The sequence below is a fragment of the Agrobacterium vitis genome (assembly GCF_014926405.1).
GTDB lineage: Bacteria > Pseudomonadota > Alphaproteobacteria > Rhizobiales > Rhizobiaceae > Allorhizobium > Allorhizobium vitis_H.
On record NZ_JACXXJ020000005.1, the window covers coordinates 1,783,457 to 1,805,000 of the forward strand.

Genomic DNA, 21,544 nt, shown 5'->3' on the forward strand with positions numbered 1-21,544 from the left:
TGGATGAATGAAAATGGTTTGCCCGCCAAGACATATGGCATAAGCAGCGCAAGAAAAGACCAAACGGCGAGGATACCCCCGTATCCACACAGTTTGGCATGAACACACTATTCACATTTTGAGAAACAGTTATGGCGACCCTTGATATCGAAGAACTGGCGCAAAGCCTGCAACCGGGTCAGGCCGTGGCGGGTCTAGATCTCGGCACCAAGACCATTGGTCTTGCGATGTCGGATCTCGGACGCCGGTTCGCTTCGCCGCGCACGGTGATCAAGCGGACGAAATTTACCAAAGACGCAGAGGTTCTGCTGGCCTTTGCCGCGAAGGAAAAAGTCGCCGCCTTCGTCATCGGCCTGCCGATCAACATGGATGGCTCTTCCGGGCCGCGTGTCCAGGCCACACGCGCCTTTGTGCGCGCTATGGCCGAGAAGACCGACATTCCCTTCGTCTACTGGGATGAACGACTATCAACGGTCGCGGCAACGCGTGCGCTGCTGGAAATGGACGTTTCGCGGGCCAAGCGTGCCGAACGGATTGATTCGGCAGCCGCAAGCTTCATTCTTCAAGGGGCGCTGGACAGGCTGTCTGGCCTTGCATCCACGCTCTGAAGCTGCCTTGCTTTCCACCAGGCAGCAATTTGCTTGCGGCGGCGAAAGGCCACCAGGCTGAATAGCACAGTGCTATCGATAACGATGGCACGCATGACCAGCGGCGGAATGCTTTCCGGCGCGATGCCTAGAACATTGCCATAGATGGTAAAGACCAGATCATGGGTCTGGCGGGTCAGCATGAAAAAGCCGAAGCTCATGTCGTTGAGCGAAAGATAATACCAGCTTCCCAAAAGCAGGATTGGCCCTGCCCAGAAGATCAGCAGATATTTCATGCCAGCCTCCCCTTTACCGAGAGGGAGTGGGCCGAGACGGACTGACGCGGCAGGAGATGGTCGAAAAGATCATCCGGCGCCTTCAGCACCAGCCAATTGATCGCCGCCATGACAGACAGCACCAATGCCGGCACCGCAATATCCAATGCCAAAACGGCAAAAAACGTCATCATGACGCCCAGTGCCATATATTTCCGAAGGCCAGCCATCATTACCCGCCCCTATTGGTTGCATTCACCAGCAGAGTTAACGGTTAATGAATGCCGCACAACGTAAACCTTTTATTAAGGTTAATTTTTGGAGGCGGGGCTGTGGATAGATTGGCGGCAGGCCCTGCACCAAAAGAGCGAGCGATCCATCCATGCTTTGATAGCCAGGTTTAAAAAAATGGGTCACGTCACTCGTAAACTATGACAACAAGTCGTCGTGATCGGCTTCATCCCCAATATTTTGGCGGATTTCCGCTTGCAATCATTGACGAAATTGACTGCCTCCCCATGGGACAAAGGCACTGTTTCCATGACCAACCTCGAAAAGAGACTGACTATCTGTCTTGCTTGCCGGAACTGAAATTTCAACGTCTTGGAATAGATCGACATCGCTACTTCCGTCGATTAAATCGGGCCGATTTCTTCATAGTGATATTCGTTAAGCGCAAATTCCGGAACAAGCCCCAAGGCTTCAAATCTGTCACCAATCAAAGCCACCGAATAAGGGTAGTCGCCGGACACAATATAGAACTGTTCTCCATCCAAACTTTCAAATTTTAATCCGCATTCGGCCCTGCCCCAGTCACCGACGTAAACCATCTTAGAACAAGCCCCGATTAATAATCTATCAAAATGAAATATGCAGGACCTTGTTTCAAGACATCCGCCTGCAATATGGCGCTCAATAAAAATATTCCCTATCTCATACCTCTCTCGAACATGGTTCATTTTTATAGATATGATTATTGAATTCTCATTTTCATGAAATAATTCGATATATAGAGGCTTATACGTCATACCATATACAACCTTAATCGAAAAAACGGGTTGTATTAATTCCTGCTCCACGTTGATATCTTCGTCCACGACGAAAGGAAAATTCAGCATGAGCGGCCTCCTTCGGGCTTCTCACCGTGCAGACGATCACATCCGTCTCAATCTACCGCCGGATACAGCAAATCGATCAGATACCGGCTGTCGAATCGGGCATCGAGCACGCCGTAGGTATTTCGCCAGCCGCCTGTCAGGCGTGTCTCCAGAAAGGCATCAGCAATCTTGCCTGCCCCCATGCGGTAAAGCTCGGCGGCGGCGGCGGCCAGTGCCATTTGTTCGACCAGCAGGCGGGCAGCACCCTCGTCGCGTTCGCAGAGCGCCATGGCGGCGCGCAGCACTTCGACAGTTTTGCGGCCTGACGGGCCGAGATCGCGTTCCAGCTCGGCAAACACCATTTCGAACAGGTCTTTACCACGGGCCAGCACGCGCAACACGTCCAGCGCCATGACATTGCCGGAGCCTTCCCAGATGGCGTTAACAGGGGCCTCACGGTAATGGCGCGCGATGGCGCGCTCTTCCACATAGCCGCTGCCGCCGATGCATTCCATCGCTTCATAGATCAGCGGCGGCGCCATCTTGCAGACCCAGTATTTCACCACCGGCGTCATCACCCGTGCGTAAGCCGCATCGGCGGGATTATCACGGGCGCGGTCGAAGGCCTCGGCCAGCCGGAAGGACAGCGCCGTAGCCGCCGCCACATCCAGCGCCATATCGGCCAGAACGCGGGTCATGATCGGCTGATCGACCAGCTTTTTACCAAACACCGAGCGGCCCCGCACATGGTGGACAGCCTCGGCCATTGAGGCACGCATGATGCCCGCAGAGGCCAGCGCGCAATCCAGCCGGGTCAGCGTCACCATTTCGAGGATGGTGCGGATGCCGCCGCCCTGCTCGCCCAGCAGGAATCCGAAGGCATCGGTAAATTCGACCTCGGAGGAGGCATTGGAGCGATTGCCGATCTTGTCCTTCAGCCGCTGGAACTGCAAACCGTTGGCCGAGCCGTCTTCCAACAGGCGCGGCACCAGGAAACAGCCAACGCCCTCCGGCATCTGCGCAAGCATGACGAACCCATCGCTCATCGGTGCCGACATGAACCATTTGTGGCCAGACAGCCGGTAGATCCCCTCGCCTACCCGTGTGGCGGTGGAGATATTGGCGCGCACATCGGTGCCGCCCTGTTTCTCCGTCATGCCCATGCCAATGGTAATGGCGGATTTCTGCATGGCGGGGCGGTTGGAACTGTCATATTTGCGCGACAGAATCTTCGGTGCCCATTCCTTCTGCACTCGGGGCGAGCCCATCAGGGCGGCGACCGAGGCGCTGGTCATGGTCAGCGGGCAGAGATGGCCGCATTCGAGCTGCGCGGTGAGATAGAATCGCACGGCGCGGGCCTTGTGATCCTGGCCGCGTGCATCCGCTAAATTTTCCCAGACGGAGGAATGCAGGCCGGTTGCCATGGAACGGCGCATCAGCGCGTGCCAGGCCGGATGAAATTCCACCACATCCAGGCGCTCGCCGCGCGGCCCGTGGGTGCGTAGTTCCGGCGGATTGTGGTTGGCCATACGGGCCAGTTCCTGCGCCTCATGCGAGGTAACATAGCGGCCCAGCGTATCATATTCATCGCGCAGGTTGCGGCTGAGGCCGTTGGTAATATCAACCACCAGCGGATCGGTGCGAAAGGCGTTCACGCCGGACCAGGGCCTTGGCTGATTGAGTTCCAGCAATTTGTCTTCCGTACGGCTCATCCGCGTTCCAATTTTTATCTTTGTCTTACAGCAATGCCGCAAATCGATCTTTGTCGATGGTCTTTAACACGTTTGCGCGCATTTGCGACAGCATGGGTCGGGGCAAGCGACCAAAACGGGGGACAAAGGCTTGCACGTCTCAAGCAGGCTTGCTCCTGATCATCGCAGTCTTTATAGACCGCGCGACCCCTTCGGAGTCTCATGCTTTCACTACGAAGCGGAGAGACTCCAAAGCCTTTCGTTGTCGTTTGTCCTGTCGGAAAATCGGGCTCCATTTTTCCCTGACGAACTCTAGGAGAACATGCGCATGGTCTTCTTTCCCCATCGCCATCTGATTGGCATCAAGGGCCTTACCGAAACCGATATTACCTATCTGCTCGATAAAGCTGACGAAGCGGTAAAAATCAGCCGCCAGCGTGAAAAAAAGACCTCGACCCTGCGCGGTCTGACCCAGATCAACCTGTTTTTCGAGGCGTCCACCCGCACCCAGTCATCCTTCGAGCTGGCGGGCAAGCGGCTCGGTGCCGATGTGATGAACATGTCGGTCGGTAATTCGTCGGTCAAGAAAGGCGAAACGCTGATCGATACGGCGATGACGCTGAACGCCATGCACCCGGACGTGCTGGTGGTGCGCCATGCCTCAGCCGGTGCCGCAGCCCTTCTGTCGCAAAAGGTCGCCTGCGCGGTGATCAATGCCGGCGACGGCCAGCATGAACATCCAACCCAGGCGCTGCTCGACGCGCTGACCATCCGGCGCGCCAAGGGCAAGCTGTCTCGGATCATCGTTGCAATCTGCGGCGACGTGCTGCATTCGCGCGTCGCCCGCTCCAATATTCTGCTGCTCAATGCCATGGGCGCGCGGGTCAGGGTTGTGGCCCCCGCCACGCTGCTGCCTTCGGGCATTGCCGATATGAGCGTCGAAGTCTTCCACGATATGAAGGAAGGCCTGAAAGGCGCCGATGTCGTGATGATGCTGCGCTTGCAACGCGAGCGCATGGCAGGGTCGTTTGTCCCGTCGATCCGCGAATATTTCCACTTCTACGGGCTTGATGCCGAAAAGCTGAAAGCCGCCAAGGAAGACGCCCTGGTCATGCATCCCGGGCCAATGAACCGCGGGGTGGAAATCGCCTCCGATGTGGCCGATGGGCCGCAAAGCGTTATCGAAAGCCAGGTCGAAATGGGCGTCGCCGTGCGCATGGCCGTGATGGAATCGCTGCTGATCTCTGACAATAACGGCCCGCGTAGCGAAGGAGTTGGCGCATGAACAAGCCGCTTGTCTTCAACAATGCCCGCATTATCGACCCATCCCGCGCATTGGATGAGGTTGGCAGCATCATTGTCTCCGCCGATGGCCGCATTCTGGCCGCCGGTGCGGATGCCCGCAATCAGGGCGCACCCGAGGGTGCCGAAATCAGGGACTGCAAAGGACTGGTCGCGGCACCGGGTCTGGTGGATGCGCAGGTATTTGTCGGCGAACCCGGCGGTGAGCACCGCGAAACACTGGCCTCCGCCGGCAAGGCCGCAGCAGCTGGCGGCGTGACCTCCTTCGTGATGATGCCGGATACCGATCCTGTCATCGATGACATCGCCCTGGTGGAATTCATCAAGAATGCGGCGCGGGAAAAATCGCCGGTCAATATCTATCCGGCAGCGGCCCTGACCCGTCGGCTGCACGGCGAGGAAATGACCGAATTCGGCCTGTTGCAACAGGCGGGTGCCGTCTGCTTCACCAATGGCCGCCATGGACTGGATGATACGCTGGTGCTGCGCCGGGCGATGACCTATGCGCGTGAATTCGGCGCGGTGATTTCGCTGGAACTGCACGAAAAATATCTCGGCAATGGCGTGATGAACGAAGGCCTGTTTGCCAGTTGGCTGGGCTTGTCCGGCGTGCCGAAGGAAGCCGAAATCATTCCGCTGGAACGCGACCTGCGTATCGCCGGGCTAACGCGGGCAAAATATCATGCCGCCAAGATTTCGGTGCCCGGCTCGGTGGAGGCCATCAAACTTGCCCGCGCACGCGGCGCAAACGTCACCTGCGGTATTTCCATCAACAATCTGTCGCTGAACGAAAACGATATCGGTGAATACCGGACCTTCTTCAAGCTGGCCCCGCCGCTGCGGGCCGAGGATGATCGGGTAGCGATGGTCGAGGCCTTGGCAAGCGGCGATATCGACATCATCGTTTCAGCCCATGATCCGCAGGATGTCGATACCAAGCGCTTGCCGTTTGCCGATGCTGCCGATGGCGCGGTTGGTCTGGAAACCTTGCTGGCAGCAGCTCTCAGGCTGCATCATGCCGGTCAGGTGCCGCTGATGCGGCTGATCGATGCGATGTCCACCCGGCCTGCCGAAATTTTCGGGCTGGATGCCGGTACATTGAAGCCGGGCGCAAAGGCCGATATCGTGCTCATCGATCTGGACGAGCCATGGTTGGTTGCCAAGGAGACGCTGTTGTCGCGCTCCAAGAATACACCCTTTGAAGACGCCCGCTTCTCCGGCCGCGCTGTCGCCACCTATGTGGCGGGCCGTCCGGTGTTTTCTCTGTTTTGAACGTATAGGAGCCGGCCATGCCCAGCCTCGATTACAGCCAGGTGACGATCACCGCCCTCATCGCCTCGCTGGCGATCGGCTATCTGCTTGGCTCCATCCCCTTCGGACTGCTGCTCACCCGGATGGCGGGCCTGGGCGACGTGCGCAATATTGGTTCCGGCAATATTGGCGCCACCAATGTGCTGCGCACCGGCAATAAGAAGCTGGCCGCAGCCACACTGCTGCTGGATGCCTTGAAGGCAACAGCGGCAGCACTGATCGCCCAGAAACTGTTCGGCTCCGATACGGTCCATCTGCCGGGCCTGCTTGGTGGCTTTGCTGCTTTTATCGGCCACCTGTTCCCGGTCTGGCTGGGTTTTAAGGGCGGCAAGGGCGTGGCCACCTATATCGGCACATTGCTCGGCATTTTTCCTTTGATGGTGCTGGTCTTTGCCATCGTCTGGCTGTCGATTGCCTTTCTCAGCCGCTATTCCTCGCTATCAGCACTGGTTGCAACCCTTGTTATTCCGGTTGCATTGTGGATACTTGGTCAGCCGGAAGCTGCCATGATCACCTCGGCGATGACCGTGATCACCTGGGGCAAGCACAAGGCGAATATTGAACGATTGATTTCAGGCACCGAGAGCAAGATCGGTAAAAAAGGATAGCACACCATGTCGGCAGGCGGTTCGGGACGCTCAGGTATCGCCCTGACGGAAAAGCAACGAACCGCCTGGCTAAGGCTGATCCGCTCCGACAATGTCGGCCCCGCCACCTTTCGCGACCTGATCAACAATTTCGGCACCGCCGAACGTGCGTTGGACATGCTGCCCGAACTGTCGCAGCGCGGCGGCGCTACCCGCTCCATCCGAATCGCTACAGTGGCCGAGGCCGAACGCGAGCTGGAATTTGCCCGCAAATTCGGTGCGCGATTCGTCGGGATCGGCGAGCCGGACTATCCCCCGGCGCTGCGCCAGATCGACGCGGCACCGCCGATTCTGGCCATGAAAGGCCAAGGAAGCACTGCAATCCGCCCCTCGATCGGCATCGTCGGATCGCGCAATGCCTCAATCAGCGGCGTAAAAATGGCAGCCATGCTGGCACGCGATTGCGGCACAACCGGCTACACCATCACATCAGGTCTGGCGCGCGGTATCGATGCGGGCGCGCATCGGGCAAGCCTGGACACTGGCACGATGGCGGCACTGGCCGGTGGGCTCGACCGCCCCTACCCGCCTGAGAATGTCGATCTGCTGAAAGACATCTGGGATGGCAAGGGTGTGGCGATCAGCGAAATGCCATTTGGCTGGGAGCCTCGCGCCCGCGATTTTCCAAGACGCAACCGCTTGATTGCCGGGACCTCGCTTGGGGTTGTGGTGATAGAAGCCGCCAGCCGCTCCGGTTCGCTGATTACCGCGCGGCTGGCTGCCGATTTCGGACGGCTGGTGTTTGCCGTGCCGGGCTCGCCGCTCGATCCGCGCTGTCATGGTACCAATGGACTGTTGAAAAACGGTGCGACGATCACCACCGAGGCCCGGGATATTCTCGAGGCGCTATCCCCGCTCAGCAGTATTGACTTGTTTTCCCAGCCGCAGGTGGAAGAGCCGGTCTATGAAGAAAGCGAGACCTTCAACCAGCCACCCGGCGAACAGGATCGCAGCCGGATCATCGATGCGTTGGGCATAACGCCGGTCGAGGTCGATGATATCATTCGCCACACGCAATTACCGCCATCCGCCGTCTATCTGGTGATGCTGGAACTGGATATCGCCGGGCGCCTGCACCGTCATCCCGGTGGACTGGTTTCGATTGCACCGCTGGATTAAAGTTGGACTTCGCGCATTCGCGCCTTGAACGATTTTCAAAGCGATCTTTTGGCGTTTGAGATCATTCTTGGCGCTTTGTGGCGGCGTTGAAGGTCGCCGGCCTCTTCAAAAGCCATCTCGATCAGGTAGCACAGCATTTGCGCGCCCTCTTTTTCGGCAACCAGCCGCAATTCGCCCAGCATCTGGCGCACATAGGCTATGCTTTCCCGGCTATGAAGTTCCGCTGCGCCACTGCCCGTCATTACGTGTTCCCGTCGTGGAAATACAACCTGAATATGTATAATTGCTACCTATGCAACATATGATACAGAATTGATTTATGATTGCAATACCATTTTCATAAACTTTTGGTTGTGCAAACGTGTGATGGATAAAATGCATGAGGGGACTTGACCCCGGCGCAATCCCTGTCCATGTCGAACCATCGATGCTTGAACCCTCGCCAGAATCGACGCCATATGCAACAAACGGGGCCATGTTCAGAGAAACAGAATGAATGTAGTCGTTGTCGAATCCCCTGCCAAAGCCAAGACGATCAACAAGTATCTCGGACCGGGATATAAGGTGCTCGCCTCCTTCGGCCATGTCCGCGACCTGCCTGCCAAGGACGGCTCGGTCCTGCCGGATCAGGATTTCGAAATGCTATGGGAAGTGGACACCGCCTCTGCCAAACGCATGAAGGACATTGCCGATGCGATGAAGGGGGCCGATGCCTTGTTTCTCGCAACCGACCCGGATCGTGAGGGTGAAGCGATTTCCTGGCATGTGCTGGATCTCTTGAAGAAGAAGAAGGTGATCGGCGACAAGCCAGTAAAGCGCGTGGTTTTCAACGCCATCACCAAGAAAGCCGTGCTCGACGCCATGGCTGCCCCGCGTGATATCGATGGCGATCTGGTCGATGCCTATCTGGCGCGCCGTGCGATGGACTATCTGGTCGGCTTCAATCTGTCGCCGGTTCTGTGGCGCAAGCTGCCCGGTGCCCGTTCGGCAGGCCGCGTCCAATCGGTGGCCCTGCGGCTGGTTTGCGACCGGGAAAACGAGATCGAACGATTCGTCTCGGAAGAATACTGGAACCTGTCGGCGCTTCTGAAGACTCCACGCGGCGATGAATTCCTGGCTCGTCTGGTGTCCGCGGATGGCAAGCGCTTGCAAGCGCGCAGCGTTGGCAATGGCGACATGGCCAACCGGCTGAAAGACCTGCTCGACGGCGCAAACTATGTGGTGGAATCGATTGAGGCCAAGCCCGTCAAGCGCAACCCATCGCCGCCGTTTACAACTTCTACGCTACAACAGGCCGCCTCCTCCAAGCTCGGTTTCTCCGCCTCGCGCACCATGCAGGTGGCGCAGAAGCTTTATGAGGGCGTTGATATTGGCGGCGAGACCGTCGGTCTGATCACCTATATGCGTACCGATGGCGTGCAGATGGCCCCGGAAGCCATTGAGGCCGCCCGCGCCGCGATTACCCAGCAATTCGGCCCGCGCTATATGCCGGAAAAGCCGCGCTTCTATTCCACCAAGGCGAAAAACGCCCAGGAAGCGCATGAAGCTATCCGCCCGACCGATTTCAACCGGACACCGGATCAGGTGCGCCGCTATCTCGATGCCGACCAGTTGCGTCTTTACGATCTGGTCTGGAAGCGCGGCATTGCCAGCCAGATGGCGTCTGCCGAAATCGAGCGGACCACCGCTGAAATCCTCGCCGACAAGGCCGGTGAAAAAGCCGGCTTGCGCGCCGTTGGCTCGGTCATCCGCTTCGACGGCTTCATCGCCGCCTATACTGATCACCGTGAGGAAGGCGAAAAGAGCGACGACGATGATGAAGATGGCCGCCTGCCGGAGATCAACGCCCGCGAGGCGCTGGCCAAGCAAAAGGTCAATGCCACCCAGCATTTCACCGAGCCGCCACCACGCTATTCGGAAGCGACCCTGATCAAGAAGATGGAAGAGCTTGGCATTGGCCGGCCCTCGACCTATGCCGCGACGCTGAAGACGCTCAGCGACCGCGAATATGTTGTTATCGACAAGCGTAAGCTGATCCCCGAAGCCAAGGGCCGTTTGGTGACGGCATTCCTGGAAAGCTTCTTCACCCGCTATGTCGAATATGATTTCACCGCCGATCTTGAAGAAAAGCTCGACAAGATTTCTGCCGGCGAGCTGAACTGGAAAGACGTGCTGCGCGAATTCTGGCAGAATTTCTTTGCCCAGATCGAAGGCACCAAGGAATTGCGCGTCACCAACGTGCTCGACGCGCTGAATGAGGCGCTGGCCCCACTGGTGTTCCCGAAGCGCGAAGATGGCTCGGACCCGCGCATCTGCCAGGTTTGTGGCACCGGCAATCTGTCGCTGAAGCTGGGTAAATACGGCGCCTTCGTCGGCTGCTCCAATTATCCGGAATGCAACTTCACCCGCCAATTGTCCGCTGATGGCGGCACGGAAGCGGAAGCCGTCGGCAATGAACCGAAAGCACTGGGTGAAGATCCGACAACCGGTGAACAGATCACGCTTCGCAGCGGCCGTTTCGGTCCTTACGTCCAGCGTGGCGATGGCAAGGAAGCCAAGCGCTCGTCCCTGCCCAAGGGTTGGTCGCCGACCGATGTGGATTTTGACAAGGCGCTGTCACTGCTGTCACTGCCGCGCGAAGTCGGCCTTCACCCGGAAACCGGCAAGATGATGACTGCGGGGCTTGGCCGCTATGGACCTTTCGTGCTGCATGATGGCACCTATGCCAATCTCGATGGTATCGAGGATGTGTTGACCATCGGCCTCAACCGCGCCGTCACGGTTCTGGCTGAAAAGCAAGCCAACCCCGGTGGCCGTGGCCGCGCCGCACCTGCCGCCCTGAAAGAGATCGGCGATCATCCCGATGGCGGCGCGATTACCGTGCGCGATGGCCGCTATGGTCCCTACGTGAATTGGGGTAAGATCAATGCGACCATTCCCAAAGGCATGGACCCGCAAGCCGTGACCATGGAAGAGGCGATTGCCCTGATCGTCGAGCGCGCCGCCAAGGAAGGCAGCGGCAAGACCAAGGCGAAACCTGCGGCCAAATCCGCGGCCACCAAGAAAGCGCCTGCGAAAAAACCGGCTGCGAAAGCCACCAAGGCCGATGCGGATGACGCCGCCGACGCCAAACCAAAGAAAGCAGCTGCCAAGCCGAAGGCGACGAAGCCCAAGGCAAAGCCCGCCGCAAAAACAGAGAAAGCCTGACCTTGAGCAAATCCCCGCGACCCGACACCCGCAGCCTCACCAACAGAACGCGGAAGGCGGAGCTTGCGGCGAAAAAGGCAGCGGACAAGAATGAAACGGTGATCATTCACGGGGCGGTGCCGCCCCGTGAAATCCTGATGCAGTTCATCACCGACAATCCCGACCGGGCCTCCAAGCGCGAAATCGCCAAGGCTTTCGGCCTGAAGGGCGAAGCCCGTATTGAATTGAAGGAAGCCCTGCGGGCTTTGGAAGAAGACGGGCTGGTCAACAAGAACCGCAAGTCGCTGAGCCGACCCGGTGCGCTGCCGCCCGTGACCGTTCTCGACATCACCACCCGTGACAAGGATGGCGACCTGATCGGGCGTCCCGCAGAATGGCCGGATGAATTGGGTGCTGCCCCTGCTGTCTCCATCCGCCAGTCGAGCGCGGACCGCGCCAAGGGCAAGACGCCGGTTGGCGGGCTTGGCGACCGGGTTCTGGCAAAGATTTTCCCGTCGAAGGACCGCGCTGGTCCGGCCTATACCGCCCGGATCATCAAGGTGATCGACAAGCGACGCGGGGCGCTTTTGGGCGTTTACCGCGAAATGGCCGGTGATACCGGCGGCAGGCTGATGCCCATTGAGCGGCGCGGCGAGGAGATGGTCATCGAGGCCGCCGATGTCGGCGACGCCCGCGACGGCGATCTGGTCGAGGTGGAAGTCGGGCGGCTCTCCAGCCGTCTGGGCCTTGCCCGCGCCAAGGTTCTGTCGGTGATCGGCTCGGTGGCATCAGAAAAAGCGATCTCGATGATCGCCATCCACGCCCATGGCATTCCGCATATCTTCCCGCAATCGGTGCTGGACGAGGCCGATGCCGCCAAACCAGCCAGCATGGCGCATCGGGAGGACTGGCGCAGCCTGCCGCTGGTCACCATCGACCCGCATGACGCCAAGGACCATGACGATGCTGTTCACGCTGAGCCGGACCCCTCGCCCGATAATCCGGGCGGCGTGATCGTCACCGTGGCGATTGCCGACGTCTCCTATTACATCCGCAGTAAGTCGGCGCTGGATCGCGAGGCGCTGAAGCGCGGCAATTCGGTCTATTTCCCCGACCGGGTCGTGCCGATGCTGCCGGAGCGGATTTCCAACGATCTCTGCTCGCTGCGCGAGGGCGTTGACCGGCCGGCGCTGGCCGTGCGCATGGTATTTTCCCATGAAGGCCGTAAGGCCAGCCATACCTTTCATCGCATCATGATGAAGAGTGCGGCCAAACTGTCCTACCAACAGGCACAGGCCGCTATTGACGGCAACCCGGATGACAAGGCTGGGCCGCTGCTGGAGCCGATCCTGAAGCCGCTTTGGGCCGGCTATGCGATTCTGAAGCGTGGCCGCGACCGCCGTCAGCCACTGGAACTGGACATGCCGGAGCGCAAAATCATCCTTAAAGCCGATGGCACAGTGGATCGGGTCTTTGTACCAGAACGGCTGGACGCCCATAAGCTGATCGAGGAAATGATGATCCAGGCCAATGTGGCCGCCGCCGAGACGCTGGAGAAGAAAAAACAGCCGCTGGTCTACCGTATCCACGACACGCCAACATTGGCCAAGCAGGAAGTGCTGCGCGAGTTCCTGGCCACCATCGGCTTTTCACTGGCCAAGGGCGGCAATCTGCGCTCCAATTCGTTCAATGGCATCCTCGCCAAGGCGCAGGACACGCCCCACCAGACCATCGTCAACGAAATGGTGCTGCGCTCCCAGAGCCAGGCGGTCTATAGCCCTGAGAATATCGGCCATTTCGGCTTGAACCTTTTGAAATACGCGCATTTCACCTCACCCATCCGCCGCTACGCCGACCTGATCGTGCATCGGGCGCTGGTTGGCACGCTGGGGCTTGGCGAAGGCGGCATTACATCCGATGAAGAAGCGGCGCTGGCCGATGTCGCCGCCGAAATCTCCACCTTCGAGCGCCGCGCCATGGCCGCCGAGCGTGACACGATCAACCGGCTGATCGCCCATCACCTGGCAACCCGGATCGGCGACGAATTCGACGGGCAGGTTTCCGGCGTCACCAAATCCGGCCTGTTCATCTCGCTTCCGCAATATGGCGCCGATGGCTTCATTCCGGTCTCAACGCTTGGCCGCGACTATTTCATCTACGACGAGGCACACCAAGCTTTGACCGGTGAAAAGACCGGGCTTGGGTATCAATTGGGGGACAGCGTCAGTGTCAAGCTGGTGGAAGCCGTGCCGCTCGCGGGTGCCTTGCGGTTTGAAATCCTCAGCGAAGGCAAGAAAATGCCGACCGGCATCCGTTCCTTCCACAAGACAACACGGCGCGGACGGCCTGGTCCCGGCAAGACACCGGGAACAAGACCACCACGTAGCAGGCGTTGAAAATACGCGCCGAGTTCGTATATCTGGGCTTCGTAAATGAAGCCAGTCGAAGCGCTTGTGCGCAAATGCCGCGATGAAATATCAACTTTCATGCCCCATCTTTGATCAAAGCCTATAGGATTTGATAGAAGTTCAGGAGGAACCGCATGTCTGTCAGCCAGTCTCCCCCCGTTATCCGCTTCGGCGGCGGCAAGGATGCGGTTCGCCCGCTTGGACGCTCCATCCTGCGCGGTCTGATGTGTACCTGTCCGGCCTGCGGCTCCGGTCGCCTGTTCAAGGCCTTCCTGAAGCCGGTCGATACCTGCGCAGCCTGCGGCGAGGATCTTTCCCATCAGAGGGCCGACGACCTGCCGCCCTATATCGTCATCATGATCGTCGGCCATGTGCTGCTGGGCGGCTATATGATGACCGATCTGGTCTTCGTGCTGTCAACCTGGGCGCATCTGGCGATCTGGACACCGATTGCCGTCGTCGTCTCTCTGTTAATCATCCAGCCCATCAAGGGCGGCGTGGTCGGGCTGCAATGGGCGCTGCGCATGCATGGTTTCGGGGACGAGCCTGAGGTGATCGAGGACTACGACGAGCGCTATCCGCCAAAGTGACGGTTTCAACGAGCCATATCGGATGGACCAGCCAGGCCAAACCAACCCAGGTCGGGCGACGTATTAAGACAATCAAATAAGTAGTTTTCTGCATAGTGGCTTAAACCGGTTTCGATTTTTGCCATTATGGAGTAAAGCCCCGGAGGATCGCTGGCATATTATGAGATGTAATCGGCCTTTGTTGCCCTGGCATGACGCCTTGCGCTGTTATCCTTCACCGCGCATTGCGTGCATTTTCTTCTAAGGACCTTCCATGTCTGACACCAGAGACCCTGTTACCGGACATCGTGAAGAGATCCATTGGCCATCGCTGATTGCCGCAGTCTCATCGATTTCCGCTGTGGGCATTGCCATCGGGCTTGGATTGCCTCTGCTCAGCATCATTCTGGAAAAACGCGGCATTCCCTCCACCCTGATCGGGCTGAATTCAGCCATGGCAGGCGTTGCGGCGATGATTGCCGCGCCAATCACCACCAGGCTCGCGCACCGTGTCGGGGTGGCGCAGACCATGATCTGGGCGGTGCTGCTGGCAGCGCTCAGTTCGCTCGGCTTCTATTACGCCGAAGCCTTCTGGATGTGGTTTCCCCTGCGGCTGGTGTTTCACGGCGCAACGACGACATTGTTCATCCTGTCGGAATTCTGGATCAATGCCGCCGCCCCACCGTCGCGGCGCGGGCTGGTGCTCGGCATTTATGCCACGGTCCTATCGGTCGGTTTTGCAGCAGGCCCCTTGTTGTTTTCGATTGTCGGCAGTGAAGGCGTATTGCCCTTTGCCATCGGTGCGGTTGCCATCCTGATGGCAGCGGTGCCGATCTTCGTTGCCCGCAACGAAAGCCCGGCGCTGGATGAAAAGCCAGAGATGCATTTCTTCCGCTATATCTTCCTGGTGCCAACCGCCACAGCCGCCGTCTTCGTGTTCGGCGCGGTGGAAGTCGGTGGACTGTCACTGATGCCCGTCTATGCCACCCGTATCGGCTTCACAGAGGCCCAGTCAGCCCTGCTGCTCACTGTGATGGGGGTTGGCAATATGGTGTTCCAGATCCCGCTTGGCATGCTCTCCGACAAGCTTAGGGATCGCCGCTTGCTGCTCGGCGCCCTGGCAACGGTCGGTCTGATCGGATCGCTGCTGCTGCCGCTGATCTCCCATAGCTGGATGGCGATGGCCGTCATCCTGCTATTCTGGGGCGGCTGCGTGTCGGGGCTCTACACAATCGGCCTCAGTCATCTGGGCTCCCGACTCACCGGATCTGATCTGGCAGCCGCCAATGCCGCCTTCGTTTTCTGCTACGCCGTTGGCACGGTGGCCGGACCACAAGTCGTGGGTGCAGCGATTGACATGGGCGGAAATGCCGGTTTTGCCTGGTCGATTGCCGGCTTCTTTGCGTTATATGTGGTTCTTTCCGTCGCACGATTGTTTTTCAAGGGTGCGCGGGGTTGACTTTTCGGTGGCGATTTGTAGTTTCCGCCCAGATTTGCCGTGGGCCCTGAAGGTCGTCACGGCTTTGTGTTATTCATGTAAGGCAGGACGACCATGGCCAAGGCTACAACCATCAAGATCAAGCTGCTGTCGACAGCCGATACGGGTTTCTTCTACGTCACCACCAAGAACAGCCGTACGATGACGGACAAGATGACGAAGACCAAATACGACCCGATCGCTCGCAAGCATGTCGAGTTCAAGGAAACCAAGATCAAGTGATCCTGGTTCTTCGTAAGAAGATTGAAAAGCGCGCTCCATCCGGCGCGCTTTTTTTATGCCGTTTTGAGGATGCGCCAGCACGCCACGCAGACCGACTCTAAAAGCCGAGCCCGATCCTGCGCCTGTGGCAATAGGCGTAAGGACGCTGTCGGCGCGAGGACAGTAACCCCACGCATAGAGAGGGGCGCTGGATAGAATGCATCGGAAACCATCCTGACCGCGAAACGCAGAACGCCGCCTCCGGACAAGGAAGCGGCGTTGGGAAGCGGCGTTGGAATGGGGGTCGGCGGGCATGCAATAACGGCACGAGGAACCGCTTGATAATCGCACACCTGCCGACCAACCCCACGACCCAGGAGATGCGGCGGACCTGAGCACCATGGGGTATTGGTTAAACCTGTTATTCGTCAGTTTTTACTGCTTAATTTCTCAGATCCACAGGGATCGATGGATATCTCTAAGCAGCTTATAAAAACGGCATTTATTAAGAACCACAGCACACGTTAAAGCACAGCTTGCTATGGATGTATCGTAGTTGTCCCAACTATGCGCATATGAAATAAAAAATCAACATTTTCTTAACCGTTGCATCTTTTCGATGTCGGCATGGTTAAATTCTGCTCATTTCCGCTTCGTAAAAACAAATAGAATTAACACTCCAGAGAGGCAAGTATTTTCTCTCAAAAACTCTCGATATCGACGAAAAATTGTCGTTATCAACAATTCGAAAAACATAATTTTCTATTGCACCTCCATTTCTATCCAAAACAGAGTACAAAAATAAAACTATACCCTTATTTATTTATGGTATATTTTTTATTTTTTTAAAAGAAAATAGACATGTATCGAGCACATCTACAAGCTCTCGGAAAAGTCCGGGCAAACATGGCTTTCCATGTCAGGAGCAAATTTTTGCCAAACCGAATCCTTGAACACGCGCATGGATGTAACGGAAAATCACGGCAGATGAATTTTTGATGATGCGGGAGAGCGGGCTCCACGTGACCCCAAACACAAAGGCACACCTGTGCTGAAATTACTTTAGGCCGCCGCCGACACGACCCTGTTACGGCCCTCGGTTTTGGCTTGATAGAGCGCGCGGTCAGCCTGTCTTAACAATTGTTCCGGACTTGCGACCTCATCTCCCGCCGTAGCGATGCCAAGCGATGCCGTAACATTCAGTTCGCCACCAGATTGCAACCGAAATGGCTTTTTCTCTACCATCTCGCGCAGGCGCTCGGCCACCGTACCGGCCATCTCTTGCGACGTATCCGGCATCACGACCACGAATTCCTCACCGCCATAGCGGCAGGCAAGATCGGCTCCGCGCACCGTAGCGCGAATACGAGCAGCAAACTCCCGCAGAACGTCATCGCCCGCCTCATGGCCATAGGTGTCATTGACCAGCTTGAACCGATCGATATCCACCAGGCATACCGATAGCGGCTTCTTGCGCAGGCTGGAGCGCTCGAACAACACTTTGATATGGGTATCGAGATAGCGCCGATTGTGAAGTCCGGTAAGATCGTCGGTCACCGCCAGTTCGATGCTTTGCTGCACGCTGCTACGCAGCCTGTCGTTATACCGTTTGCGGCGTAGCTGGGTCAGCGTGCGCGCCAGCAGCTCATTGGTGTCGACCGGCCGGACAATGTAATCGTTGACGCCCAGATCCAACGCCCGCACGATCAAGTATTCCTCTCCCGGTTCGGCAATCAGCAAAATCGGAATGAAGCGGGTACGATCCAGCGAACGCAGCTGCGAACACAGGCGCAACGGATCGTAATCCTCCAGCGTGCCGTTGACGATGACCAGATCGAAATTGCTTTCCGCCGCCTCAAACAGCGCGGCCTGGGCGTCGGACATCGCAACAACATCAGCCACAGGCTTCAACGCCTTGATGATGCGCTCCTGCGAACTGGCGCGGCTATCGACCAGCAAGACCTGGCCGACCTCGTCCATACGTCCGTCGCCGAGATGAATGTTGCTGTCTATGCCCATTTTCTGCGCCGTCTCGGCGCGGATGCGCAATTCATCGGAGAGGGTTTTCAGACGCACCAGACTTTTAACCCGGGAGATCAGCTGCAGATCGTTGACCGGCTTGGTCAAAAAATCGTCAGCGCCAGCCTTCAATCCCCTCACCCGGTCCGAAGGCTGGTCCAGTGCCGTGACCATCACCACGGGAATATGGGCCGTGCGCGGGCTGGATTTCAGCCGCTCGCACACTTCAAAGCCGTCAATGCCAGGCATCATGACATCAAGAAGGACGACGTCCACCTGGGTGCGGTCGCAGATATCCAGCGCCTTCAGCCCGTCTTCCGCCGTCAATACCTCGAAATATTCCGCCAGCAGCCGCGCTTCCAACAGCTTCACATTGGCAGGAACATCATCAACAACCAGAATACGGGCTGTCATCAGCCATCACCCCTTGAAGCATGCCTGGCGCACACGCGCTACCGGCTCTGCATGAACATTGCGCCACCCCGACAGACTGGCACTTCAGATAGAATTCATAACTTCCAGAGCGCCGCGGTGCGTCAGGCATTTGACCAGGTCTCACGGCGATCGCCTACGTTTAAGACACCCGCGCTGCCTGCGCCTCAGGCGTCGCCCAGATAGGTCTTGATCGTTTCCAGGAATTTTGGCACGGAAATCGGCTTCGACACATAGGCCTCGCACCCACCCTGGCGAATACGTTCCTCATCGCCCTTCATGGCGAAGGCAGTCACCGCGATCACGGGAATGACGTGCAGCTCGCTATCCTGCTTCAGCCATTTGGTCACTTCCAGGCCGGAAACTTCCGGTAGCTGTATGTCCATCAAGATCAGATCGGGATGATGTTTGCGGGCCAATTCCAGCGCTTCCATGCCGTTACGGGTCTGGATGGTCGCATAGCCCGACGCTTCGATCAGATCACGAAACAGTTTCATGTTCAGCTCGTTATCTTCAACGATCATCACCTTTTTCGGCATTTTCAATCCTTGCTTTCCCGCCCTCCATGGTGGATGACAGGCGTAACAGACATAAAGATTCATTCTTTTGTGAAATAGAATTTAGCGCGATTTGGTTGAGAAATAGGTAATTCCCCGGCACATTGCGACACAAGTCAGTCAAGACAATTTAACCGTGATAAACCGAAAATAACAACCGGTTTAAGCGAGTTGGCCGGATAGAACGAACTGCCGGACGAAACAAACGGGAATGGGCATAGACTGTGCGAGACAAAGTGACGATCAAGACGGTTTCAGCAGAGCATGCCGAACAAACGGCGATTGCCGTGCTCGGTTGGCTGGCGAGTGAGCCGGACATGCTGGGACGCTTTCTGTCCCTGACCGGCCTGGAGCCTCAGCAATTGCGCCTGGCCGTCAATGACCCGGAATTTCTGGCCGGACTTCTGGAGTTTCTCATGCAGCATGAACCGACCTTGCTGGAATTCTGCTCCGCCACACAGACCCGACCGGAAGATGTTATTGCAGCCTATCACGTCTATGTTCGGCCTGCACTTGATTCCGGTGAAATCTGATGGGCGAGATTGTTGACTTCAACCACGTTCGATTGGCGGACCGGCCATTGCTGATCAGCGACGTCGACGACGTCGTGCTGGAATTCTTGGTGCCCTTCGAGGCCTACCTCGACAGCCTGGGCCATCGTCTCTTGCCGAAATCCTTTCGACTGCATGGCAATATCGTGTCAGCCAAGGACCAGCTTGCGCTGGAAGATCAGATCGTCACGGATCTCCTGCTGACGTTTTTCGAAAAGCAGGAAGAATGGCAGACGCCGTTTGGCGATGCCGTGGCCGTGCTGCAACGGATCGGCAAGATTGCCGATATTGTGTTTCTAACCGCCATGCCCCCCGCCTTTACCGCCCAGCGGCGCCGTCTGCTGGATCGGCTGGGGCTGGATTTCCCACTCCTGGCCACGGAAAGCCCAAAGGGACCCGTCGTGAAAGCCCTGCATGGCGACAGACCCCTGCCCTTCGCCTTCATGGATGACATGGCCCATAATCTCCATTCCGTGGGAGAGCATGCACCGGACTGTCTACTGGTGCAGATCGGGCCTCAGTCTGAAATTCATCGCCACGCGCCGCCGCCCGGCCCCCATGTATTGCGTGCCGGCGATTGGCACGATGCCAGCGAGCGAGTTCTACGCCATTTCCAGGCGCGGGTCTGATCCGCTTCCGTCTTTTACTTTTTCAGGTCATGGGGATTAGCAAGGGTTCCCCTTGCAGGCACTGAAAACCCGGCTTATGGTGGCGATGTTCAACATATGTTCTCGCCCATGTCTGCTGCGCCGCCCCTCCATTCCGGCTTTTGTCGTGATTGCCTTTCCCTACAGGCGGAAGGCAAGCGGAGATGCACGGCTTGCGGCAGCCCTCGCCTCGTCTATCACCCGGAACTGTTTAAGCTGACATTGGCCCATATCGATTGCGACGCCTTTTATGCCTCGGTTGAAAAGCGCGACAATCCAGACCTGATCGACAAGCCATTGATCATTGGCGGTGGTAAGCGCGGTGTGGTTTCCACCGCCTGTTACGTGGCCCGCATCCATGGTGTGCGCTCGGCCATGCCGATGTTCAAGGCGCTGGAAGCTTGCCCTGACGCCGTAGTCATTCCACCGAATATGGAAAAATATTCCCGTGTCGGTCGGCAGGTCCGGGCAATGATGGAGGAACTGACCCCTCTGGTGCAACCCCTGTCCATTGATGAGGCCTTTCTGGAATTGAAAGGGACTGAGGCCCTGCATCACGCACCACCCGCTCTTGTGCTGGCACGGCTTGCCCGGCGTATTGAAAGCGAAATTGGCATCACCGTTTCCGTTGGCCTGTCCTATTGTAAATTTCTGGCGAAAGTGGCGTCCGACCTGCAAAAACCCCGGGGCTTTTCAGTCGTCGGCGAGGCCGAAGCGCTGGACTTTCTGGCGCCCCGCCCTGTCACCACGATCTGGGGCGTCGGCAAGGCCTTCGCCAGCACCTTGGAAAAAGACGGCATTCGCACCATCGGACAATTGCAAACCATGGAGGAAAGCGACCTGATCCGCCGCTATGGCAGCATGGGCCAACGACTGGCACGGCTATCGAAAGGCATCGACGACCGGGACGTCCATACCAATGACCCGGCCAAAAGCGTCTCCGCCGAAACCACGTTCTTTGACGATATTTCCCGCCGGGAAGACCTTGTCCCCCATCTGCGCAAGCTCTCGGAGAAAGTCGCCTGGCGCTTGAAAAAGCAGGAACTGGCTGGACACACCGTTATCTTGAAGCTGAAGAGCGCCGATTTCAAATTACGCACCCGCAACCGGCGCTTGGACGATCCCACTCAACTTGCCGACCGGATCTTTCGCACGGGCCTGCAAATGCTGGAAAAGGAAGCCGATGGCACGAAATTTCGGCTAATCGGTATCGGCATCAGCGATTTTGCCGACCCAAGCCTGGCCGACCCCCCGGATCTGGTCGATCCGGATGCCGCCCGCCGCGCCAAGGCGGAAGCCGCCATGGACCAATTGCGGATGAAATTCGGCAAGGGCATGGTCGAAACCGGCTTCACCTTCGGCAGCAATAAAAAATAGCTACTATCAAAGCGCCGTTGTCAAAGCATTGCCCGTCAACTTTGTGTGAGCGGCCATGCCGGGTAAGCAA

20 protein-coding genes are annotated in these 21,544 nt (G+C 57.7%); 13 read left to right on the forward strand and 7 right to left on the reverse strand.

Annotated features, from left to right (window positions below):
• The first annotated feature begins 131 nt into the window (after positions 1–131).
• On the forward strand, positions 132–608 hold the full coding sequence (gene ruvX / locus IEI95_RS19605) for a Holliday junction resolvase RuvX (RefSeq protein ID WP_156533276.1): 477 nt from the start codon (positions 132–134) through the stop codon (positions 606–608).
• On the opposite strand, the gene IEI95_RS19610 is transcribed toward ruvX, so the two are convergent.
• The 4 genes from IEI95_RS19610 to IEI95_RS19625 all read right to left on the reverse strand — a co-directional run bounded on the left by IEI95_RS19610 (position 563) and on the right by IEI95_RS19625 (position 3,671).
• Positions 563–883 (reverse strand): DUF6105 family protein, encoded by a 321-nt coding sequence (locus IEI95_RS19610; RefSeq protein ID WP_015915690.1) that lies wholly within the window; start codon positions 881–883, stop codon positions 563–565. The genes ruvX and IEI95_RS19610 overlap by 46 nt on opposite strands.
• Positions 880–1,095, reverse strand: coding sequence for a hypothetical protein (locus tag IEI95_RS19615; RefSeq protein WP_156533277.1), 216 nt, complete (start codon positions 1,093–1,095; stop codon positions 880–882). Before IEI95_RS19615 ends, IEI95_RS19610 begins: the two co-directional genes overlap by 4 nt.
• A gap of 402 nt (positions 1,096–1,497) precedes the next feature.
• The gene (locus IEI95_RS19620; RefSeq protein ID WP_156533278.1) at positions 1,498–1,980 is read right to left on the reverse strand and encodes a hypothetical protein; all 483 of its coding nucleotides are present in this window, start codon (positions 1,978–1,980) and stop codon (positions 1,498–1,500) included.
• A gap of 47 nt (positions 1,981–2,027) precedes the next feature.
• Complete coding sequence (locus IEI95_RS19625; protein ID WP_015915688.1) at positions 2,028–3,671, reverse strand: acyl-CoA dehydrogenase family protein; 1,644 nt, start codon at positions 3,669–3,671, stop codon at positions 2,028–2,030.
• Positions 3,672–3,978: 307 nt separating this feature from the next.
• Between IEI95_RS19625 and IEI95_RS19630 the strand changes: the two genes are divergently transcribed.
• From IEI95_RS19630 to dprA, 4 genes are read left to right on the forward strand one after another with little or no spacing between them, the layout of a single operon-like run.
• Complete coding sequence (locus IEI95_RS19630; RefSeq protein WP_060715742.1) at positions 3,979–4,935, forward strand: aspartate carbamoyltransferase catalytic subunit; 957 nt, start codon at positions 3,979–3,981, stop codon at positions 4,933–4,935.
• Complete coding sequence (locus IEI95_RS19635) at positions 4,932–6,224, forward strand: dihydroorotase (protein ID WP_156533279.1); 1,293 nt, start codon at positions 4,932–4,934, stop codon at positions 6,222–6,224. Before IEI95_RS19630 ends, IEI95_RS19635 begins: the two co-directional genes overlap by 4 nt.
• Positions 6,225–6,241: 17 nt before the next feature.
• Positions 6,242–6,871: a glycerol-3-phosphate 1-O-acyltransferase PlsY gene (plsY, locus tag IEI95_RS19640; protein ID WP_015915685.1), complete on the forward strand. Its 630-nt coding sequence runs from the start codon at positions 6,242–6,244 to the stop codon at positions 6,869–6,871.
• 6 nt (positions 6,872–6,877) lie between these two features.
• Positions 6,878–8,029, forward strand: coding sequence for a DNA-processing protein DprA (gene dprA, locus IEI95_RS19645; RefSeq protein ID WP_087727786.1), 1,152 nt, complete (start codon positions 6,878–6,880; stop codon positions 8,027–8,029).
• Between the two features lie 35 nt (positions 8,030–8,064).
• On the opposite strand, the gene IEI95_RS19650 is transcribed toward dprA, so the two are convergent.
• Positions 8,065–8,271, reverse strand: coding sequence for a hypothetical protein (locus IEI95_RS19650; RefSeq protein WP_087727785.1), 207 nt, complete (start codon positions 8,269–8,271; stop codon positions 8,065–8,067).
• Between the two features lie 250 nt (positions 8,272–8,521).
• Here IEI95_RS19650 and topA point away from each other — a divergent pair, with 250 nt between their 5' ends.
• From topA to rpmG, 5 genes are all read left to right on the forward strand, one after another.
• Entirely contained in the window at positions 8,522–11,236 is a 2,715-nt protein-coding gene (gene topA / locus IEI95_RS19655) for a type I DNA topoisomerase (protein WP_156533280.1), read from the forward strand.
• Positions 11,237–11,334: 98 nt separating this feature from the next.
• Positions 11,335–13,611, forward strand: a complete 2,277-nt coding sequence (gene rnr, locus IEI95_RS19660) for a ribonuclease R (protein ID WP_234934286.1) — start codon at positions 11,335–11,337, stop codon at positions 13,609–13,611.
• 146 nt (positions 13,612–13,757) lie between these two features.
• Positions 13,758–14,213, forward strand: coding sequence for a DUF983 domain-containing protein (locus IEI95_RS19665; protein ID WP_156533282.1), 456 nt, complete (start codon positions 13,758–13,760; stop codon positions 14,211–14,213).
• 253 nt (positions 14,214–14,466) lie between these two features.
• Entirely contained in the window at positions 14,467–15,651 is a 1,185-nt protein-coding gene (locus tag IEI95_RS19670) for an MFS transporter (RefSeq protein WP_071204380.1), read from the forward strand.
• A 93-nt stretch (positions 15,652–15,744) separates the two neighbouring features.
• On the forward strand, positions 15,745–15,912 hold the full coding sequence (gene rpmG / locus IEI95_RS19675) for a 50S ribosomal protein L33 (RefSeq protein ID WP_015915679.1): 168 nt from the start codon (positions 15,745–15,747) through the stop codon (positions 15,910–15,912).
• A 1,041-nt stretch (positions 15,913–16,953) separates the two neighbouring features.
• Here the strand turns inward: rpmG and IEI95_RS19680 are convergent.
• Together IEI95_RS19680 and IEI95_RS19685 are read right to left on the reverse strand one after the other, a co-directional pair.
• Entirely contained in the window at positions 16,954–18,324 is a 1,371-nt protein-coding gene (locus tag IEI95_RS19680; RefSeq protein WP_087727781.1) for a PleD family two-component system response regulator, read from the reverse strand.
• Between the two features lie 185 nt (positions 18,325–18,509).
• Positions 18,510–18,881: a response regulator gene (locus IEI95_RS19685; RefSeq protein WP_015915677.1), complete on the reverse strand. Its 372-nt coding sequence runs from the start codon at positions 18,879–18,881 to the stop codon at positions 18,510–18,512.
• 254 nt (positions 18,882–19,135) lie between these two features.
• Here IEI95_RS19685 and IEI95_RS19690 point away from each other — a divergent pair, with 254 nt between their 5' ends.
• The 3 genes from IEI95_RS19690 (at position 19,136) to IEI95_RS19700 (ending at position 21,474) form a co-directional block, all read left to right on the forward strand.
• Positions 19,136–19,432 (forward strand): DUF3572 domain-containing protein, encoded by a 297-nt coding sequence (locus IEI95_RS19690; RefSeq protein ID WP_139191392.1) that lies wholly within the window; start codon positions 19,136–19,138, stop codon positions 19,430–19,432.
• The gene (locus tag IEI95_RS19695; protein ID WP_156538176.1) at positions 19,432–20,079 is read left to right on the forward strand and encodes a hypothetical protein; all 648 of its coding nucleotides are present in this window, start codon (positions 19,432–19,434) and stop codon (positions 20,077–20,079) included. The genes IEI95_RS19690 and IEI95_RS19695 overlap by 1 nt, the downstream gene beginning before the upstream one ends.
• Before the next feature lie 108 nt (positions 20,080–20,187).
• Positions 20,188–21,474: a DNA polymerase IV gene (locus IEI95_RS19700; protein WP_156533284.1), complete on the forward strand. Its 1,287-nt coding sequence runs from the start codon at positions 20,188–20,190 to the stop codon at positions 21,472–21,474.
• Positions 21,475–21,544: the final 70 nt, after the last annotated feature.

What these genes read in the sequence shown, in the direction of transcription:
- ruvX (WP_156533276.1), top strand. Translation starts at nt 132, where the DNA reads ATGGCGACCCTTGATATCGAAGAACTGGCGCAAAGCCTGCAACCGGGT.
- IEI95_RS19610 (WP_015915690.1), bottom strand. Translation starts at nt 883, where the DNA reads ATGAAATATCTGCTGATCTTCTGGGCAGGGCCAATCCTGCTTTTGGGA.
- IEI95_RS19615 (WP_156533277.1), bottom strand. Translation starts at nt 1,095, where the DNA reads ATGATGGCTGGCCTTCGGAAATATATGGCACTGGGCGTCATGATGACG.
- IEI95_RS19620 (WP_156533278.1), bottom strand. Translation starts at nt 1,980, where the DNA reads ATGCTGAATTTTCCTTTCGTCGTGGACGAAGATATCAACGTGGAGCAG.
- IEI95_RS19625 (WP_015915688.1), bottom strand. Translation starts at nt 3,671, where the DNA reads ATGAGCCGTACGGAAGACAAATTGCTGGAACTCAATCAGCCAAGGCCC.
- IEI95_RS19630 (WP_060715742.1), top strand. Translation starts at nt 3,979, where the DNA reads ATGGTCTTCTTTCCCCATCGCCATCTGATTGGCATCAAGGGCCTTACC.
- IEI95_RS19635 (WP_156533279.1), top strand. Translation starts at nt 4,932, where the DNA reads ATGAACAAGCCGCTTGTCTTCAACAATGCCCGCATTATCGACCCATCC.
- plsY (WP_015915685.1), top strand. Translation starts at nt 6,242, where the DNA reads ATGCCCAGCCTCGATTACAGCCAGGTGACGATCACCGCCCTCATCGCC.
- dprA (WP_087727786.1), top strand. Translation starts at nt 6,878, where the DNA reads ATGTCGGCAGGCGGTTCGGGACGCTCAGGTATCGCCCTGACGGAAAAG.
- IEI95_RS19650 (WP_087727785.1), bottom strand. Translation starts at nt 8,271, where the DNA reads ATGACGGGCAGTGGCGCAGCGGAACTTCATAGCCGGGAAAGCATAGCC.
- topA (WP_156533280.1), top strand. Translation starts at nt 8,522, where the DNA reads ATGAATGTAGTCGTTGTCGAATCCCCTGCCAAAGCCAAGACGATCAAC.
- IEI95_RS19665 (WP_156533282.1), top strand. Translation starts at nt 13,758, where the DNA reads ATGTCTGTCAGCCAGTCTCCCCCCGTTATCCGCTTCGGCGGCGGCAAG.
- IEI95_RS19670 (WP_071204380.1), top strand. Translation starts at nt 14,467, where the DNA reads ATGTCTGACACCAGAGACCCTGTTACCGGACATCGTGAAGAGATCCAT.
- rpmG (WP_015915679.1), top strand. Translation starts at nt 15,745, where the DNA reads ATGGCCAAGGCTACAACCATCAAGATCAAGCTGCTGTCGACAGCCGAT.
- IEI95_RS19680 (WP_087727781.1), bottom strand. Translation starts at nt 18,324, where the DNA reads ATGACAGCCCGTATTCTGGTTGTTGATGATGTTCCTGCCAATGTGAAG.
- IEI95_RS19685 (WP_015915677.1), bottom strand. Translation starts at nt 18,881, where the DNA reads ATGCCGAAAAAGGTGATGATCGTTGAAGATAACGAGCTGAACATGAAA.
- IEI95_RS19695 (WP_156538176.1), top strand. Translation starts at nt 19,432, where the DNA reads ATGGGCGAGATTGTTGACTTCAACCACGTTCGATTGGCGGACCGGCCA.
- IEI95_RS19700 (WP_156533284.1), top strand. Translation starts at nt 20,188, where the DNA reads ATGTCTGCTGCGCCGCCCCTCCATTCCGGCTTTTGTCGTGATTGCCTT.